General features: G+C 76.0%; 1 pseudogene. It reads right to left on the bottom strand.

The features are described 5' to 3' along the window. Window positions 1–385 (bottom strand): annotated as a pseudogene (locus J0695_RS39850) (hypothetical protein); the annotation flags it as partial. Window positions 386–387: the final 2 nt, after the last annotated feature.

Here is a 387-nt window from a genome sequence, read left to right on the forward strand (position 1 = left end):
GACGGGTGCGGGGGCCGGGGGCGGCTGCGGTACGGCCTGCCAGGCGGGCCCGTACCGACTGCTCGGCGAGGGACTGGCAGCGGCGCAGGAGGGCCGCGCCGGTCTGCGTACCGCGCAGGGTGCGCAGCGCCGCGAGGTCGTCGGGGCGTGGGTCGTAACCGGCGGCCAGGGCGTCCTGGAGGAGCTCGGTGTAGCCGGGGGCGGAGCCGGGCAGGGCGTCGCGGTAGCGGGCCAGGTCGGCGAGGAGGAAGGTACGGAGGCGGCCTGCCTCGTGGATCACGTCGTCCACGGAATCGGCGAGGCGCAGGCAGTCCTGTTTCTCGTCGTCTGCGACGGGGGCGGTGGGGTTGAGCGCGATGGCGAGGGCGCGGCGGAGCACGCGCAGTT

This window comes from Streptomyces beijiangensis (assembly GCF_017315755.1).
Lineage (GTDB): Bacteria > Actinomycetota > Actinomycetes > Streptomycetales > Streptomycetaceae > Streptomyces > Streptomyces beijiangensis.